The 16,681-nt window shown below is 24.3% G+C and carries 17 protein-coding genes; 12 read left to right on the top strand and 5 right to left on the bottom strand.

Annotated elements, in window-relative coordinates; genetic code table 11:
• Positions 1-263: 263 nt before the first annotated feature.
• The gene (locus KGF42_RS08370; protein WP_159066597.1) at positions 264-605 is read left to right on the top strand and encodes a helix-turn-helix domain-containing protein; all 342 of its coding nucleotides are present in this window, start codon (positions 264-266) and stop codon (positions 603-605) included.
• 47 nt (positions 606-652) lie between these two features.
• Here KGF42_RS08370 and KGF42_RS08365 read toward each other — a convergent pair whose 3' ends face one another.
• Positions 653-835 carry a hypothetical protein gene (locus KGF42_RS08365; RefSeq protein WP_107594956.1) on the bottom strand — a complete coding sequence of 61 codons (183 nt, stop codon included), beginning with the start codon at positions 833-835 and terminating at the stop codon, positions 653-655.
• A 158-nt stretch (positions 836-993) separates the two neighbouring features.
• On the opposite strand from KGF42_RS08365, the gene KGF42_RS08360 reads away from it, so the two are divergent.
• The 4 genes from KGF42_RS08360 to KGF42_RS08345 all read left to right on the top strand — a co-directional run bounded on the left by KGF42_RS08360 (position 994) and on the right by KGF42_RS08345 (position 4,435).
• A complete protein-coding gene (locus KGF42_RS08360) occupies positions 994-2,142 on the top strand; it encodes a M56 family metallopeptidase (protein ID WP_227826113.1) in 1,149 nt (382 codons plus the stop codon).
• A 173-nt stretch (positions 2,143-2,315) separates the two neighbouring features.
• Positions 2,316-2,690, top strand: a complete 375-nt coding sequence (locus KGF42_RS08355; protein ID WP_107594955.1) for a BlaI/MecI/CopY family transcriptional regulator — start codon at positions 2,316-2,318, stop codon at positions 2,688-2,690.
• Positions 2,683-3,825 (top strand): M56 family metallopeptidase, encoded by a 1,143-nt coding sequence (locus tag KGF42_RS08350; RefSeq protein ID WP_107594954.1) that lies wholly within the window; start codon positions 2,683-2,685, stop codon positions 3,823-3,825. The genes KGF42_RS08355 and KGF42_RS08350 overlap by 8 nt, the downstream gene beginning before the upstream one ends.
• 28 nt (positions 3,826-3,853) lie before the next feature.
• On the top strand, positions 3,854-4,435 hold the full coding sequence (locus KGF42_RS08345) for a peptidoglycan-binding domain-containing protein (protein WP_107594953.1): 582 nt from the start codon (positions 3,854-3,856) through the stop codon (positions 4,433-4,435).
• 204 nt (positions 4,436-4,639) lie between these two features.
• Here the strand turns inward: KGF42_RS08345 and KGF42_RS08340 are convergent, their stop codons facing one another.
• The 4 genes from KGF42_RS08340 to KGF42_RS08325 form a co-directional block, all read right to left on the bottom strand.
• On the bottom strand, positions 4,640-5,020 hold the full coding sequence (locus KGF42_RS08340) for a type II toxin-antitoxin system death-on-curing family toxin (RefSeq protein WP_107594952.1): 381 nt from the start codon (positions 5,018-5,020) through the stop codon (positions 4,640-4,642).
• On the bottom strand, positions 5,020-5,187 hold the full coding sequence (locus tag KGF42_RS08335) for a hypothetical protein (protein ID WP_159066596.1): 168 nt from the start codon (positions 5,185-5,187) through the stop codon (positions 5,020-5,022). Before KGF42_RS08335 ends, KGF42_RS08340 begins: the two co-directional genes overlap by 1 nt.
• 452 nt (positions 5,188-5,639) lie before the next feature.
• Positions 5,640-6,077: a hypothetical protein gene (locus KGF42_RS08330; protein WP_227826112.1), complete on the bottom strand. Its 438-nt coding sequence runs from the start codon at positions 6,075-6,077 to the stop codon at positions 5,640-5,642.
• A gap of 99 nt (positions 6,078-6,176) precedes the next feature.
• On the bottom strand, positions 6,177-6,362 hold the full coding sequence (locus KGF42_RS08325; RefSeq protein WP_227826111.1) for a hypothetical protein: 186 nt from the start codon (positions 6,360-6,362) through the stop codon (positions 6,177-6,179).
• Positions 6,363-7,167: 805 nt separating this feature from the next.
• Here KGF42_RS08325 and KGF42_RS08320 point away from each other — a divergent pair.
• From KGF42_RS08320 to KGF42_RS08290, 7 genes are all read left to right on the top strand, one after another.
• Positions 7,168-7,923, top strand: coding sequence for a ParA family protein (locus tag KGF42_RS08320; RefSeq protein ID WP_227826110.1), 756 nt, complete (start codon positions 7,168-7,170; stop codon positions 7,921-7,923).
• A gap of 21 nt (positions 7,924-7,944) precedes the next feature.
• Positions 7,945-9,297: a ParB N-terminal domain-containing protein gene (locus KGF42_RS08315; protein WP_227826109.1), complete on the top strand. Its 1,353-nt coding sequence runs from the start codon at positions 7,945-7,947 to the stop codon at positions 9,295-9,297.
• Between the two features lie 47 nt (positions 9,298-9,344).
• A complete protein-coding gene (locus KGF42_RS08310) occupies positions 9,345-9,881 on the top strand; it encodes a helix-turn-helix domain-containing protein (RefSeq protein WP_227826108.1) in 537 nt (178 codons plus the stop codon).
• Between the two features lie 264 nt (positions 9,882-10,145).
• The gene (locus KGF42_RS08305) at positions 10,146-10,301 is read left to right on the top strand and encodes a hypothetical protein (RefSeq protein ID WP_227826107.1); all 156 of its coding nucleotides are present in this window, start codon (positions 10,146-10,148) and stop codon (positions 10,299-10,301) included.
• 507 nt (positions 10,302-10,808) lie between these two features.
• On the top strand, positions 10,809-13,943 hold the full coding sequence (locus KGF42_RS08300; protein ID WP_227826106.1) for an AAA domain-containing protein: 3,135 nt from the start codon (positions 10,809-10,811) through the stop codon (positions 13,941-13,943).
• Positions 13,936-15,234, top strand: coding sequence for a hypothetical protein (locus tag KGF42_RS08295; RefSeq protein ID WP_227826105.1), 1,299 nt, complete (start codon positions 13,936-13,938; stop codon positions 15,232-15,234). The genes KGF42_RS08300 and KGF42_RS08295 overlap by 8 nt, the downstream gene beginning before the upstream one ends.
• A 527-nt stretch (positions 15,235-15,761) precedes the next feature.
• A complete protein-coding gene (locus KGF42_RS08290) occupies positions 15,762-16,334 on the top strand; it encodes a recombinase family protein (protein ID WP_227826104.1) in 573 nt (190 codons plus the stop codon).
• Positions 16,335-16,681: the final 347 nt, after the last annotated feature.

Below are 16,681 nucleotides of genomic sequence, written 5' to 3'. Positions count from 1 at the left end.
TCCAGAATCAGCTACTATTTTAGGAGTTTATATCAAGATGTAGGTTCAACAGTAAATATGGGAATGACTGGAGCAAACGGAATAACAGATCCTTTTTTTAAATTTCTTACATAATTTCATTTGATAAGTATAGAATATTTTTATAAATATATCCTATTAGGTATTTTTATATCTTATGGGTTGTTAAAAGTATTCATTTTAAAATATATACTAATTAATAAGAATTTTAATAAGAATTATATAAAAAATAGGAGAATATAAATTTGAATATAGATTATTTAGGTGAAAGAATTAGAGAGCGTAGAAAAGAGTTAGGAATTACAATAGAACAATTAGCAGAGAGAGTTGGTATAGGATATAATCATTTAAGCAATATTGAAAGAGGCAGGAAAATACCTAGTTTAGAAACATTTATTAAAATCGTAAATGAATTAGATACAACCTCTGATATAATTCTTAAAAATTATGTTAAATATGCAAAACCACATTTACAAAGTGATATATTAGCTGGTTTAGAAGATTTAGATTCAGAAGGGTTAAAAATCGTTTCAGATGTTTTATCTGCTTTAATAAAAAACTTAAGTAAAACTAGATATAATAAGTAAAAAAGAGTTATTTAAACATATAACTCTTTTTAAGATGATTTTACATATTAATCCTCATCTTCCCAGTTTTTGACCCAATTTTCTAATTCCTTGAGTTTTTCTTCAGTTAAGTGTTCATCTTTATGTAGTGTAGAAACTGAATATATAAGTTTATCATTATAGTTTTTAAATATTTGTTTTATTGTAATTAATACTTTTTTATATATTTTTTCTATTTTTCTAAGTCCCATTTAACTATGCTCCTTAACATATTATCTTAAATGATAGAACTATTTTTTTAAAATATCCACAGGTATTTTTTTCCATATTATTGCGTATTGGTTTTAAAATATATAAAATTATAAAATAAAACACCAGAAATAGTTTTTTAGAGGGGTATGATAATTATATGATGAATTATTTATTTGATTGTTTATTAAAAACAACAATTATAAGCAGTATTTCTATATGTATATTGTTATTATTAAAGACAAGTTTATTTAAAATATTTAGTAAAAAATTTAATTACTATGTTTGGTTAATTATTATACTTAGAATGATGTTTTTCTTTTTCAGCTATTCTATAGATTTTACTAAAAAAGCATCTAAGAATTATGTTTTTATTGATAACATTACTAAACTAGATAATAAAATTAATCTAAGTGTAGATATTTCTTTTTTAATGCTATTAATTTGGATAATTATAGCTATAGCTTCTTTGTCTTATACATTAACTAAATATTTTAAATTTAAAAATTTGGTTATTGATACTTCTTTTGAAGTAGAAGATGAATATATAAACAATATATACCAAAATTTATTAGTTGAACTAAATATAAAAAAGAATATACCTTTAAGATACACGGATGAATTAGAAAGTCCAGCAGGTATAGGTTTATTTAAATCATATGTATTATTACTAGATTTACCATATGACAGAGATAAAATTTATTGGATTTTGAAACATGAATTAATACATTTTAAAAATAAAGATATATTAATAAAATTTTTAGTAGAAATTATAAAAAGTTTATACTGGTTTAATCCACTTGTTTATGTTATGAGCAAAAAAATTGCTGCTGACTGCGAACTTTGTTGTGATGAAAGTGTTATGAATAATTGTTCTATAAAAGAGAAAAAATTATATGGACTGACTTTACTACATTCAATAGAACTTGCTAAATTTAATGATACAGAACTGTTAACAACAGAATTTAATAAATTAGATTTAGAAATAAGACTCGAAAATATTCTAAAAAGTAAAGGTAAAAATGGTATTGTACTATTAATACTAATTTCCATAATTTTAAGTACTTCTTTTTTAGAGATTAATGCTTTAGAACCTATCAGAAATAAAATAAATTCTGAAAACAAAGCTAATGCTGAGAATGAAGGTTTTAAATTTGATGAAACTATAGATTATACATATGCAACTGCACCAGAAAAATATCGAAAGAAGTATGAGGAAGCTTGTAAAAAACTAGGGGAAACTCCTAGAGATTCAGATATAATAGAAGTTTCTACTAAATATGAAGATAACCTTATTCTAACTGACTAAAAACATAAAAAATAGTTCCAAATATTTATTTTTGATTCACTTCGATTTTATTAAAAAATTTAACATAAAATCAAAATAAAATATATGTCAATATATTTTATTTTGATTTACAAATTTTTTATTTGACTCTTTCACTCTAATTTTGTAGTATTAAAAGAAAGGGGGAAGATACTATGTTAAAAAAATTACCAGAAGCAGAATTAAAAATTATGAAATTTATATGGAGGAAAAATGATACTGTAATATCTAAAGATGTTACATTTGCAATGGAACAGAAATATGGTTGGAAACAAACAACAACACTTACACTTTTATCAAGACTTGTCAAAAAAGGGTTTTTAGAAGCTAATAAAATAGATAGATATACTCACTATAAAACTATTGTCGAATATGGAGAATATAAAGATTTTGAAACAATGTTAATCGGTACAAATATTCATGGCAATTCTATTAAAAGTTGGGTTACGTCACTAATTAATACTCAAGCTATCCCAGAAGACAAAATAGAATCATTTAAAGAGCTCTTTAAAGACAACGAAGATGAATAATTTTTTGTTTTACAATATCTTAAAAACTACTATTATAAGTAGTTTTGGTATTTGTATATTAATGTTTTTAAAGGTCTTTATATTTAAAAGGTTTAGTAAAAAATTTAATTACTATATTTGGTTGATTATTGTATTTAGAATGTTATTTTTTATGTTTAATTATTCAGTAGATTTTTTTGTAGAGACACCTAAAAAATATTTTCTAATTAATAATGTTTCTAATCTTAACAATAATTTTAAAGAAAAAATAAATGTTTCTTTTTTTATATTATTAATCTTGTCAGCTGGAACAATATTATTTTTATACAATGCAATAACTAAATATTTTAAATTTAAAAATTTGGTTATTGATACTTCTTTTGAAGTAAAAAATGAAAGTATCAATAACATTTACTATAATTTATTATCTGAATTAAATATTAAAAAAACTATTACACTAAGATATACAGAAGAATTAGAAAGCCCAGCAGGTATTGGATTATTTAAGTCATATATCCTTTTACCTTCTGCTTTACAATACGATATTAACGACATATATTGGATTTTAAAACATGAATTAATACACTTTAAACACAAAGATATTCTAATAAAGTTTTTAGTTATATTTACAAAAAGTTTATATTGGTTTAATCCTCTTATTTATATTATGAGTAAAAAAATTGCTACAGATTGTGAGCTTTGTTGTGATGAAAGTGTTATAAAAAATTGCTCTATTAAAGATAAAAAAGCTTATGGTAGAACCTTACTTAAGTCAATAGAACTTCTTAACAATACTAATGTAGCACTGTTAACAACAGAGTTTAATAAATCAGACTTAGAAACAAGGCTTGAAAATATTATAAATGACAAGGGGAGAAGTGGCATTGTATTAGGAATATTAATATTTATAATTACAAGCACATCTTTTCTAGAAATTAATATTTTAGAAACTATACAAACTAAAATATATAATGAAAATAAATCTAATACTGAACTTGATGGTTTTAAATTTGCAGAGACTATAGATTACACATATGAAACTGCTCCAGAAAAATATCGGAAAATGTATGAAGAAACTTGTAAAGTTTTAGGTGAAAATCCAAAAAAATCTGATAAAATAGAAGTATCTACTAAAAGTAATACACTTATTAAGTAGAAATATAATTATTTTTTAGGGGGATTTTATGTTAAAAAAAGTTTTAACACTTTTCTGTTGTTTAATGCTTACATTTACAAGTGTAGCATTCGCAGAGCAAAAAGACGATAGTTCAAATCAAAATGAAGCGTCTATAATAAATTTCAAAAGTACTGGATATACTTTTAAGTATGAAACTGCACCAGAGCAAGTTAAAGAATATTATGAACAAAAATGTAAGGATTTAAATATAGACCCTGACCCAAATGCTGAAATATTTATTCCAGATGATAAAAATATTCTTAGCTTAGAAGATGAAAGTATTGGAACATATTCACAATATTATGGAAAATATGACCCAGATAAAGCAACTATTACTATCTCAGGCGATAAAAATTATACAATAAGTACTCGTACACTTGTTGGATACGGATATGTTACAAAAGGAAATAATGTTCACTGTGTACAATTAATGTTACGTCAGTTGAATTATGACCTTGGTTTAGATAGTTCATTTGGACCTGCTACATATAATGCAGTAAAACATTTCCAAAGAGGACACGCTTTAACTTCTGATGGAATTGTAGGATATAATACTTTTGATATGATGGCAAATCGTTTACACATGTAATTACATAACCAGAAAAGTCACTTCTTTAAAATTGAAGTGTCTTTTTTATGTATAAAATGAGCTCTCAAATTACTTAAACAGAAATCAAAAACTAAGATAAAATAATATATATTCTCTAAGATTATACTTTTAAGTTAATAATTATATGTATAATTTATATATTTATCTATAAGGTGAAAAAGATGTCCCCTGGGGGCATCTTTTTTATTGTTTATGTTTTTTTATCCAATCAAGAATATATATTTCATCAGCGATATTAGAAGCAATTTCCAATCCTAATTTAACAAGTTCACTTTGAGAATATTCTATTGAAATTTTATTTAATTTGCATAATAAAAGCATTGTAGAAATACCAATTCTTTTATTTCCGTCAATAAAACAATGGTTACTTATTAAACTATGTGTCGTAACTGATATTTTTTCTTCAATTGTTTTATATAAGTCAATTCCAGAAAAAGTTGCATTTGCTCTATTAAGAGCACTATCTAATAATTTTATATCTTTGATACCTTGAGAGCCACCACTTTTAGCTATTATTTTTTGATGATATTTTAAAATCTCATCTAATGTTAATGAGATATACATTATTCAGCCAACTTTCTTAGAGCTTCAATATTATCATCTATTGTATCATCCATCATTTCATCAAGATTTTTTTTTGCATTAAAATCTAAAAGTTCCTTTATTACTTTTTCTTGTTCGTTTTCATCCAAATTATAAAATTCATTTATAATATTTCTTGCTGTAGCCATAATTATCACTCCTTTTTGCATCTTTATTTTATTATACCATAATTACATCATTTAAAATTTAATGCGTATTAGAATCATATATGTGTTTATTATTAGCAGTTAAATATATTTAACTCTACTTTTTCTATTTTAATAAAGTATATATTTTTTTAAAATATATCTACACTTATATTTGATTTAAGATTTACTTCTAAACTTGTATCTTGTTTAAACTTCTAATTCATCAGTTTATATATTATAAAAATTTAAAGTTAATGTTTCATCAATAGTCTTTTTCAAAGAACAATTATCACATAGATTAGAGTTTCTTAGGAATAAATTTTCTTTTTTATATAAGGGAGATACTCAAATTTTTATTTTGAGACATTCACTTTATATATTATTGAAAAAAGAGATATTTAGTATGATAGCAATGTATAGAATTACATTTTTGAAGTAGATCCCATGATTTTTTATTTGAATAGTAATTCAAAAATATAACATGATAAAATATTAAGAATAACAGAAAAAATAGCAGTAATTATCAATGATACTATTGGCTTTTGTTTTATAAAATCAAGAAGTCTAATATATTTGCTTTTGCGAATTTTTTTTAATTCTTTCTTTAGTGTAGAAATATAATTAGATGGTAAACTTCTCTGTCCTAAATGAGCTTCACATTGTTGACAAAGACATGCATTTGAAGTGGAGTATACTAAATCATACTTATTTCCAGCCATATCAAAAATACAACTTCTGGTTTCATCATGTATAAATTCTGAACTATTTTCAGCTATTTTATTATTTGCAAGTTGATACATTGTTATTGTTTTATAAATTATTACCAACAAATAATTGAATAAATCAATATTAGCATCTCGCAAAATTGCTTCTGCTTGGTAAAATGACAAAACAATACTTTTGTCAGTTAATCTCCTTGCAAAATAATTTCCCTCAATTTTATTTTCAATAATTGCAATAGTAATATCTGCATCAGAGTTAGGTTTAAACTATGAAGAAATAACCTGTTTGCTATATGACCAATCATGTAAATCTGTGTTTGGAAGTGTTGCGATTGAACTTGTTGACTTTATACGAAATAAATCTGAATGGTATGTGTCCAATTTTCTAATTGTAGATATGTGTAATTGTGTTCCTAATAAAACTATATGTATACTGATACAATCCTCTTTCATGTAAGCACTTGTCCTTTCTTAAAAATATAATGATTATCACCTTATTATATTTATACAATATATCAGATTCTGAAATTTGTAAATATGGTTGTTTTATCGTACTTTATTCATCATATATAAACAAAATAAACTGAACTTTTATATACTATGGGAAAATAAGGATTTTGGCTAGTATAAAAAAGAGAGTGTATGAGATATAAGTAAAGATATAAATTTGTATTCTGAAGACATAAAAAAATAGACTACAAAATAGTTATGTTAGAGTGTCTCTTAATTGGATAAGTACAGCAAATTAATTTGAAGAATCACCTTAACAATCATTTGGTGATTCTTCATTCTTTGTAACCAATTAAACCTTTTGTACTCATATCGTATTTTTTAACTTTAAATAATTGTTTTTTATCATGTTAATAGCTCATAGATATTAGAATTTTACTTATCAGTATAGCAGAATTGTAAAAGTCCTAGAATAAAAAAATATCAATTGATTGTTAAAATTCCAAAGGTTTTATGCTTCAAGAAAATAAATGCTGGGTTTAAGAAGTGTTGACAAAATAAGCCTAGCATGATATTATATAAATATAAGCAGAAAGGAGTGATTAAATTGATTGTTGAATAAGTAATTAATATAAATAAGAAAGGAAGAAACTGTTATGAAAAAAATTGATGTTTTTATAACAAATAAAAAAGTGTCCTATATGGACACTATCTTGATTAAATAAACTTTGCACGGTTTTATTTAATTATTCTAACATAAGTATAAGATAAAAACTAGGAAAAATCAATATAAAAAGGAGATTTAAAAATGAGAATTATATCTATTTACAATATAAAAGGTGGTGTAGGTAAAACTACAACAACTATAAACCTTTCAGCAATTTTAGCTGAAAAAGGATATAAAGTATTAATGGTAGATGCAGACCCACAAGCTAACCTATCAAATACATCTGAAAACTATAATCATAAAGATTATACAATAGCAGAGTTACTAACTAAAAAAGGTATGTTGACTAGTGAAGTAATAATAAGAACAGAGTTTGATAATATTGATTTGATACCATCAGATATACGATTCTCTTATTCAGAAAGAGAAATATTGCTTGATATGGGAAGAAGACAGCATGATAGATTAAAGAAAGCTTTAGAACAAGTTGGAGATATTTATGATTATTGTATCATAGATTGTCCACCTGCGTGGAATTTAATAACAACAAATGCTTTACATGCCAGCAATGAAGTACTTGTTCCACTTGTAATTGATAGATATACAATTGATGGGGTAAATGATTTAATGCAAAAAATTAATGAAATTAAAGAAGAATTTAATCCTACTTTAGCCATAAGAGGTTGTTTTGTAACTAGAGATGAACCTACAACTGTAAATAAACAAGTAAAAGAAGGATTAAAAGAATTTCTAGGAGATATTCTTTTGAATGTGAGTATAAGAAAAAATGTAACTGTACCAGAATCAACCTTTGAATGTATGCCAGTTGTATCTTATAAGAAAAACTCAAATGCAAGTAAGGATTATTATAGTTTGGCAAGAGAATTAAACTTATAATTGGAAAATGGAGGACTTTATATGGCTAAAAATTTTATGAAAAGTAATGCAGTAACTAAATTGGAAAATATAAAAAATGAGGTTCAAAAAGTTGAACTAAAAGAACAGGAACAGTTTAAAATCGAACCTATACATATAGATAACATTATTAGAAATGAAAAAAACTTTTATGAAATTGTAGATATAGAAACTCTTGCAAATGATATAAAAGAGAATGGATTACATCATAATATTGTTGTTAGGAAAAAAGATGATAAATATGAACTTTTAAGTGGGGAAAGGCGTTATCAAGCACATAGATTATTGGTGGAACAAGGATATAAACAATATATTTTTATTCCTTGTAAAATTGAAAATTTAGATGATATAGATAGCGAAATAGTATTAATACAATCAAATGCACAAAGTCGAGAGTTAACAGAAATAGAAAAGTTAAAACAAGTTGAAAGATTGACAGAATTACATTCGCTGAAAAAGAAAAAAGATGGTACAAAGGGAACCATAAGAGGGTTTGTTGCAAAAGATATAGGATTAAAACCTACACAAGTTCAAAGATATACAACTATTAATCAAAAACTAATACCAAAATTGAAAGAACTTATAGAAACAGAAGAATTAACTATCGCAAATGCTAGTGAATTTGCCACATTAACAGAGGAACAACAAAATTTGGTATATGATTTAATTAAAAATAAGATAGATATAACTAAAAGTGAAGCAAATAGAATCAAAAAACAATTTAAAGAAGTAGAAGAAGAGAAGGAACTTTTATCAAAAGAATATTCAGAAAAAATAAAACTACTCGAAAATGAAAATAAAGAAAAAGATATTAAATTAAAAGATGCAACAGAAAATATTAATAAAAAAATACTTGAAGTAAGAGAAGAAATGGAAGGAAAGAGTGAAAAAGAGCAAGAGGCATATATTGATGAATTAAAGAAATTTGAGGATGAAAAGAAAGCATTAGAAATTCAATATAAGGATGAAAAAAATGAGTTAGAAAATGCACTAGAAAACTTAAAGAAAGAAAATGAAAAAATTATCTCACAAGTGGAGAAAGAGGTTAAGATAAAATCAGAAAAAATAATGAAAGATTTTGAAGAAGAGAAAAAACATCTAAAATCAGAAAATAAAGAAATAAAATTAGAGAATGAGAGACTGAAAAAGGAATTAGAAAGCAAAGAATTTAGTGATAAAGAGAAAAGAGCCATATATGAAACAAAAATAACATTGATGAAACTTAAATCAGATGTTACAAGAGTTACTTCTTTATTAAAAAATATATCACTGGATGAAGAAATGAAAAAAGATATAGATTTGATTCAAGGATTATTTAAAATATTGGAATCAACAGTAAATATACATGAAAAATAAAAAAGGTGTGTCCTAGAGGACACATCTTTTTAAAAAGAGGTGAAAGAATGGATTTAGTAAACAGAATAATTGAAAAAAGAAAAGAAATGAATTTAAGTAAAGTAAAGTTTTCAAGATATTTAGATGTATCAGCTAGGACAATTGAAAGGCTTGAAAATGGAACCAAAATATCAACAAAGACATTAAAAAAAATAGTTGAAGCTTTAAATTTAGATGTAGATTATTATGAGTATGCTGATATTCAAATTAAAAAAGTGCAATTTTTAGTTTGGAATGATAGAAGTAGTACAAGAGTCTATCTTTATGAAGATTGGATTAAATACTTGAATATATCAAAAGAAGATCCAGAAGTAGATTTATTTTTTTATAAAGATAAAAAAGAGATTTGGATAAAAAAACATAAAGAAAATTGTATTGAGAATGAGAAGTTAATTGATAAAGTTACTAAAACAATATTTTTTGGTAGTATCTTAAAATTGACTATCCCAATAAACTGGGTAAGAGAATTAGCTATAATTGAAGAAGAAGCACATGTGACTTTAGAGCTATGTAAAGACAAAATAATATTAAGAAAGACTGAATAACTTGTATGTTGCTGACAGGTTAATAAAACATATATTGAAAGGATATTATGGAAGAATATTTGATTAAAAATATGAATAAAGAGCGTAAGAAGAAACTTTATCAAAGATTCATTAGCTATGGGATCAATAGATTCAAGAGAAGTAGAATAAGATATAAAAATATTAATGGATGATTATGTAAATGATATAAAAGAACTTGAAGAGGCTAGAAAAGCAATAGTAAAATTATATGAAAAAATATAACATAAAAAAGAGAATTAAAATATGAAAGAGATATATTTATATGATGATGCTCCTATATTGAAAAATAAATTTGGAAGAAAGAATAATAAAACATTAGAAATATTTGAAGATGCTATGACACATCCTAGATTTGTTAATGTTGATGCTATAATGAAAAAATTGATTTTGGCTATTTAAAAAACTGCATAAGTATTTATTTGATGATATTTATAGTTGGGCTGGTGAATCAAGAAAAATCAACGTTGAGAAGTTTGAAAAGGTACTGAATGGTTTAAGTGTAGACTATTGTGATTAGAAGTTAGTAGATAGAGAAGCTACTTGTGTTATAAAAGAATTAAATTCAATTAAGTGGTCTGAATTAAATTTATCTAAAAGAGCCAAGTTATTTTCTAAAAAGATATCACAGTTATGGAAAGTATATGCTTTTAGAGAATGTAATATGAGAATAATAATGACTTTTGCTGTGAAATTCGTAGAACGTAATGGATTTCATTTGAATAAAGATATATCTAATTCTGTAAAATTGTACTTTTAACCTATTTCCTAGTTTGAATATTTTACATTATAAGTCATTTGTGGTAATAATTCTATATATTAAATTTAAAAAATATGCATGTTAATTGAGTTAGACGATATTTATCTATATGATGTATAATAGGTATATATAGAAATTGGAGGTATAAAATGTCAGGATATAGGGTAGGTCGTACAATATATGAATCTGAAAAAGGTGATTCAGTTAGATTAGTGCATTATGAAGGTGAAAAGAAAAGATATGTTGTGAAATTTATTGGTCCTTTAGATAATGATCTAAAGAAAATCATTTTTAATAGAGAAATAAATGCACTAAAAAAATTAAATAAATACAATGATATAGTAAAAATATATCATCATGAAACTGGTGCAAAGATAAATGGCAAAACAAATATGGGAGCTATATTACTTGAATATGCAGGAGATAAAACTTTAGAAGATATAAACTTTTATGAATTATCTGAATTAAAAAAGTATGATATTTGCTTGAAAATATTAAAGGCTGTCAGTAATGCTCATAGTAATGGGATTATTCATAGAGATATAAAACCATCTAATATAATGTATACTGACCAAGGTATAAAAATTATAGATTTTGGTAGTAGCAAGATAAAGTCAGTTGTAGAAAGTGAGACAATGTTACCAATGTCTTCCACAGGATATTCAGCACCAGAGTTAGTATTAGGTAAAGAAACTACAGAAATAAGTGATATATATTCAATAGGTGCAGTTTTCTTTAGGATATTTACAGGTAAGGAACCTAAGTCTAAAGAACAGATTGCTAAAGCTGTTGAGGATTTAAGTATAAACAAAGATGTTAGGAATATTATTTTATCAATGCTTGAAGAAGATTTAGATTGTAGGTTAAATGATATAAATATTGCGATAAATACATTTGAAGATACTATTGGTAATCTAAATACTATGTTATATCAATTTTATTTTAGAGTTGATTCTCATAAATTAACAGACCTTAAAAACAACTTTATAGTTAGAAGTGATATGACGATGAATCAATTTTTACATATATATCTAAAAGATGAATTTGAAAAGTTATATGGTCATTATAATGAAAAAAATAATCTATATGAATTTATTGGAAATTGTTTGTACATGGAGTGTTTATATAAGGTTGATACTAATTTATTTCAAGTTACAAAAATGTATAAAATAGATATAGATAAAAAGAAAAGACGACAAAAGAAGTATTTAAAAATATATGGTAAAAAGAAATTTATTAATTCATTCACCTCAGATAAACTTATTGATAACTATAATAACAGCCTACAATTAACAAATATGATCCAAAACCATGATGAAAATATAAAATCATTGGATAGTAAAAATAAAAAATTTAATGAGCTATTTCAACAATGGAGAATAAGTTTGGATGAATCAATAGAGAGTGAAAAAATAAAAAATGGAAAGATAGTATTTGATAGTTATAACATAAAAGATGATAAGATAATTTTAAAAGTTAAAGAATACAAGAATAGATCCTCCTATGATAATTTAGACAGTGATATAAGATATTTGATTGAATTACAAGAGAATGGAAAGCTAAGAACAGAAAGTATTGGTAGTTATGAGGATGTAGTATTTGATGATAGTGGTGTAGAGATAATTATAAATATTGATAACTTAAAGAGTTTGAGTAAAATTAAAAAAGCATTAGACTCACAGAATCAAATAGAAGAAGATTATAATTATAAAATAAAATCATATACAAAGCAAATAAGAGCAATAAATTCATTATATAATGAAGAGTATAATTCTAGGAACTTAAAAGATATAATACTTGATATTGAAGAACCACAATATATTAAGAGCCTAAAAAATTTAAGCCTTCATGAGAAAGGATTGAATCAATCTCAGAAAGATGCTGTCAAAAAAGTATCTGAATCAGAGTGTATAAGCCTTATACAAGGTCCTCCTGGAACAGGAAAGACTAAAGTAATAAAAGAAATATTAAGCCAGATAGTAAATACTGGAGATAAAAACTTATCTATACCAAAGATTTTAATTGTTTCTCAATCCCATACAGCTGTGGATAATATACTAGAGGATTTAGATGAAATAGACAAAAAACCAGATATCAAAATAATAAGAATAGGAGCAAAAAAAAATATTGCAAAAGAAATATTTGATAAATACACAGTCGAATCTATCAGAAAGAATATTTATGATCAGGTGAAAGAAAATTCTAATCTATATATGAAAAATAAACAGATAGAATATAATAGTAAAGGATATTTAGATGAAGATGAAAAAATAAATTGGCAAAAAATCAAAGATATACAAATGGATTGGATAAAGCGATGTGCAGATTATGAATCTTTAGACTATCAATTAATAAATAGTGCTACTATTATAGCAGGTACATGCATTGGCTTTCTGTCTAATGAGTTTGTAAGAGAAATGGAATTTGATTATGTAATAGTGGATGAGGCAGCAAAAGCAACCTCACCAGAACTATTAGTATCTATAATAAAGGCAAAAAAAATAATCTTAGTTGGAGATCAAAATCAATTACCTCCTTTCAATGATCAAGAGTCTTCACCTACAGCTAAGACTTTAGCAAATCCTAAATTTAGATTATTTGATATATTATTTGATATATTACCAGAATCACACAAACAAGTTTTAACAAAGCAATATAGGATGATTAGAAATATAGGTGATTTAATAAGTACTGTGTTTTATGATGGATTACTAGAGACTGGAGTCGAGGATGAAAAAAGAAGACATGGTATTGAGAGGTTTGGAAATAAATCAATAATTTGGTATAATACTTCTGGTTTAAAGTCTAGAAATCAAGATAAGCAAAATGGAACTTATATAAACTTAACTGAGAATAAAATAATAAAGGACATACTAATAGATTTACATAAATCTTCAAATGCAGAAAATTTAGATATAGGTGTAATAACAGGATATAGGGGACAAAAGAATCTAATAAGTAAAACCATATCTAATATAGATTTTAATAAGTTTCATAAACCAATAGATGTAAATACACTAGATGCATTTCAAGGTAGAGAAAATGATATTATTATATACAGTACAGTTAGGACTCAAAATAGTATTGGTTTTCAACATGAGAAGGAAAGAATTAATGTAGCATTTTCAAGGGCAAAAACATTATTGATAATATGTGGAGACTTAGATTTTTTCTATAATTGGGATGAAAAAGAAAATAAATATGTTGAGATTATTAATTACATAAAGAAAAATAAAGAAGAATGTGAAATAATAAACTTAGAAGAAGGTGATATAATTGGATAAATATATTCAAGAAGTATATAACAATCGAATTTCAGAAAATAAGGGTTATACATATATTTCAACAGAACCTATATATTTACCCATATACAATGTAGAGCTATCTATAACTAAGAGGAAAGAAACGAAGTTAAACCTAGTTGAAGAGATGATTTTAAAATTAATTAGTAATGGAATTACAAATATAAATGATATTTCAGGTATACTTGGGATTGATAGAAGTATGTTAAATATAACTATAGCAGATTTATATTTAAAAGACTTAGCATATAATACAGCAAGTAAATGTATAATTATGCAAAAAGGAATAGAGGCATTAAAGGAATTTAAATTATCAACTAAGGAATCTGATATACTAAAAAATGTTTATGTAGATCCAATAAGTAGAGAAATAATAGACTTAAAAAATGAAATTCTCATTAAAAAAGTTAGTGATAAAAATAAAATAATGACTATATTTGATGGGGAAGATATTGAGTTTTATAGAAAAAACATTCGTAAAATTAAAGAAGTATTTGAAGAAGAAATAGTGAAAAAATATTTTGATAAAAATACATTATGTGATGAATTAGTAAGTGTAGATGATATTAATCAAATTAATATTGTTTTTCTTGAGATACCAATACAAATTTATCTAAATAATGATGATTTAGATTTTGACATACTCACTATAAAAACTAGAGTTAAAAACATATTAGATAGTAATAAATCTTATATAATTAATGAAATAAGAGAACATAGGTTATTAATAGATACATTTCGGCTAAGAAAACCAAAAGAGTATAAACAGCATGCGAGTGAATTACAAAAAAAAGATAATATATATAGGTTAATGAAAAATTATTTTTGTGAAGAAAGTAGTAAAGATGAATATTACTTAGAGATTAAAGAAATATCGAGTAAAGATAGAGAATTTAATGAAGACGAGTTTTTACCATTGTATAGTTATTTAATTAAGAGTGCTAAGAATATTGATTTTTATGTATCTCAACTAGATGAATGGTCAAAAGATGTTAATTTTTTAAATCTTCTAAGTTGCATAAATAAAAATTGTTCATATAAAATAATATATAATGAAGTAGTAAATGAAGATAGAAGTAAAAAACGAATAAGAAAAATGGTTTATAAAATAGACAAAAAAAAATTCATACAAAAAAAACATGAAGATTATTTGTTTATATCTATAGATAATAAATATAATATAATTGTAGAAGCAGATATATTTAATATTATAGATAAAGATAGATGGGTTGTAAAAAAGAGGTATTATTTAAAAAGAAATGATATTATGTAATAGTTAAATAAGATAAAAGATTATTATTTAAAAATTATTCTATAATAATAGAAAAAAATATTAAAATAGAGTTTTATCAGTGGGCGAAATTATAGTACTCATTACGATGGAGATATATGATGACCTAGTATGATAAAAACAAATTAAAAGTATTTATATTATTATGCTTTAATCTTAAATTTATAATATATATAATAAATAATAGATAAATATAAGCTTCGATAGTTTAATTACTGTTGAAGTTTTTTTATTCTGCTTAAATAAAAATATTTTGCATGGAATATTTAGAGAATGGTCTATATAAAAAAGATGACATATTCATGCTTGAAAAAACCAATATTTAATCGTATATAGTATATATGTAAAAATGGAGTACACTTGATTTTTGAATTTGATTTATATATAAATCATTGAAAAATAGGATTATTTTTTATATTATTTTACATATTGTAGGGTAAGTTAAAGACTTCATTTTTACATTATGTTATAATTTAAGTATAATAAACTGTTTCAAGGAGTAATTGAAAATGATAGTAGGATATGTTAGAGTCAGTAGCATTGAACAAAATGAAGCAAGACAACTTGTCACTATGGAAAAGTATAATGTTGAAAAATTATTTAAAGAAAAAATAAGTGCAAAAGATGTTAACAGACCAGCCCTTAAAAATCTACTTGAATATGTAAGAGAAGGTGATGTAGTAGTAGTACATGATTTCTCTCGTTTAGCTAGAAGTACTAAAGACCTTTTAAATATAGTGGAGCAACTTCAAGATAAAGATGTAAACCTTATTAGTTCTAAGGAAAACATAGATAGTTCAAAACCTGTTGGTAAATTAATGATGACTATGATTGGAGCTATAAATGAGTTTGAAAGAACTAATCTACTGGAACGTCAAATGGAAGGTATAATAATAGCAAAACAGAAAGGTAAGTACAAAGGAAGCAAAAAGATTGTAATTGAAAATTTTGAAGAATACTATAATAAATATATGCGTAGAGAATTAAATAAAGGACAGATGGCTGAAGAATTAAATATCAGTAGACCAACATTGAATAGAATAATAAAAGAATATAAAGTTGGTGCGAAAGCTGAGCTATGATTAAAAAAGGAGTTATAGGAAAATTTGTTTTACACAAATTTACCTATAGCTCCTTAAAATGAGTCTGGAAATATTTATGTGTATTCTTTAAATAAAAATTTATTTTTTAAGTGATAATTAAACTTTTATTGGTAAGGCTATGGCTTTAAAAATCATAGCCTTATTTTGATATTTTTTCCATTTTTGCAAAAATTATTACCCCTTTAAGAAAATTTCTTATTTTTTTTGAAATATTTCTTTATTAATTTAGAGTTAAAATTCTTTCTTCAAAATAAATACTTAAATGAGATAAAATTTGAGTCCAATTTCTAATCTTTTGAGTCCATCTTTCAGAAATATCCATAGTT

Origin of the sequence: Clostridioides sp. ZZV15-6383, from assembly GCF_020657735.1 — a bacterium.
GTDB classification, from domain to species: domain Bacteria; phylum Bacillota; class Clostridia; order Peptostreptococcales; family Peptostreptococcaceae; genus Clostridioides; species Clostridioides difficile_D.
The sequence above is the reverse complement of the archived record's forward strand: the minus strand, read 5'-3'. Positions and strand labels throughout refer to the sequence as shown.

Bases quoted from the DNA above. Each gene is read 5' to 3' on its own strand.
- KGF42_RS08335 (WP_159066596.1), bottom strand. From the start codon at position 5,187: ATGGCTACAGCAAGAAATATTATAAATGAATTTTATAATTTGGATGAA.
- KGF42_RS08300 (WP_227826106.1), top strand. From the start codon at position 10,809: ATGTCAGGATATAGGGTAGGTCGTACAATATATGAATCTGAAAAAGGT.
- KGF42_RS08365 (WP_107594956.1), bottom strand. From the start codon at position 835: ATGGGACTTAGAAAAATAGAAAAAATATATAAAAAAGTATTAATTACA.
- KGF42_RS08310 (WP_227826108.1), top strand. From the start codon at position 9,345: ATGGATTTAGTAAACAGAATAATTGAAAAAAGAAAAGAAATGAATTTA.
- KGF42_RS08360 (WP_227826113.1), top strand. From the start codon at position 994: ATGATGAATTATTTATTTGATTGTTTATTAAAAACAACAATTATAAGC.
- KGF42_RS08290 (WP_227826104.1), top strand. From the start codon at position 15,762: ATGATAGTAGGATATGTTAGAGTCAGTAGCATTGAACAAAATGAAGCA.
- KGF42_RS08345 (WP_107594953.1), top strand. From the start codon at position 3,854: ATGTTAAAAAAAGTTTTAACACTTTTCTGTTGTTTAATGCTTACATTT.
- KGF42_RS08320 (WP_227826110.1), top strand. From the start codon at position 7,168: ATGAGAATTATATCTATTTACAATATAAAAGGTGGTGTAGGTAAAACT.
- KGF42_RS08325 (WP_227826111.1), bottom strand. From the start codon at position 6,362: ATGAAAGAGGATTGTATCAGTATACATATAGTTTTATTAGGAACACAA.
- KGF42_RS08340 (WP_107594952.1), bottom strand. From the start codon at position 5,020: ATGTATATCTCATTAACATTAGATGAGATTTTAAAATATCATCAAAAA.
- KGF42_RS08315 (WP_227826109.1), top strand. From the start codon at position 7,945: ATGGCTAAAAATTTTATGAAAAGTAATGCAGTAACTAAATTGGAAAAT.
- KGF42_RS08355 (WP_107594955.1), top strand. From the start codon at position 2,316: ATGTTAAAAAAATTACCAGAAGCAGAATTAAAAATTATGAAATTTATA.
- KGF42_RS08305 (WP_227826107.1), top strand. From the start codon at position 10,146: ATGAAAGAGATATATTTATATGATGATGCTCCTATATTGAAAAATAAA.
- KGF42_RS08350 (WP_107594954.1), top strand. From the start codon at position 2,683: ATGAATAATTTTTTGTTTTACAATATCTTAAAAACTACTATTATAAGT.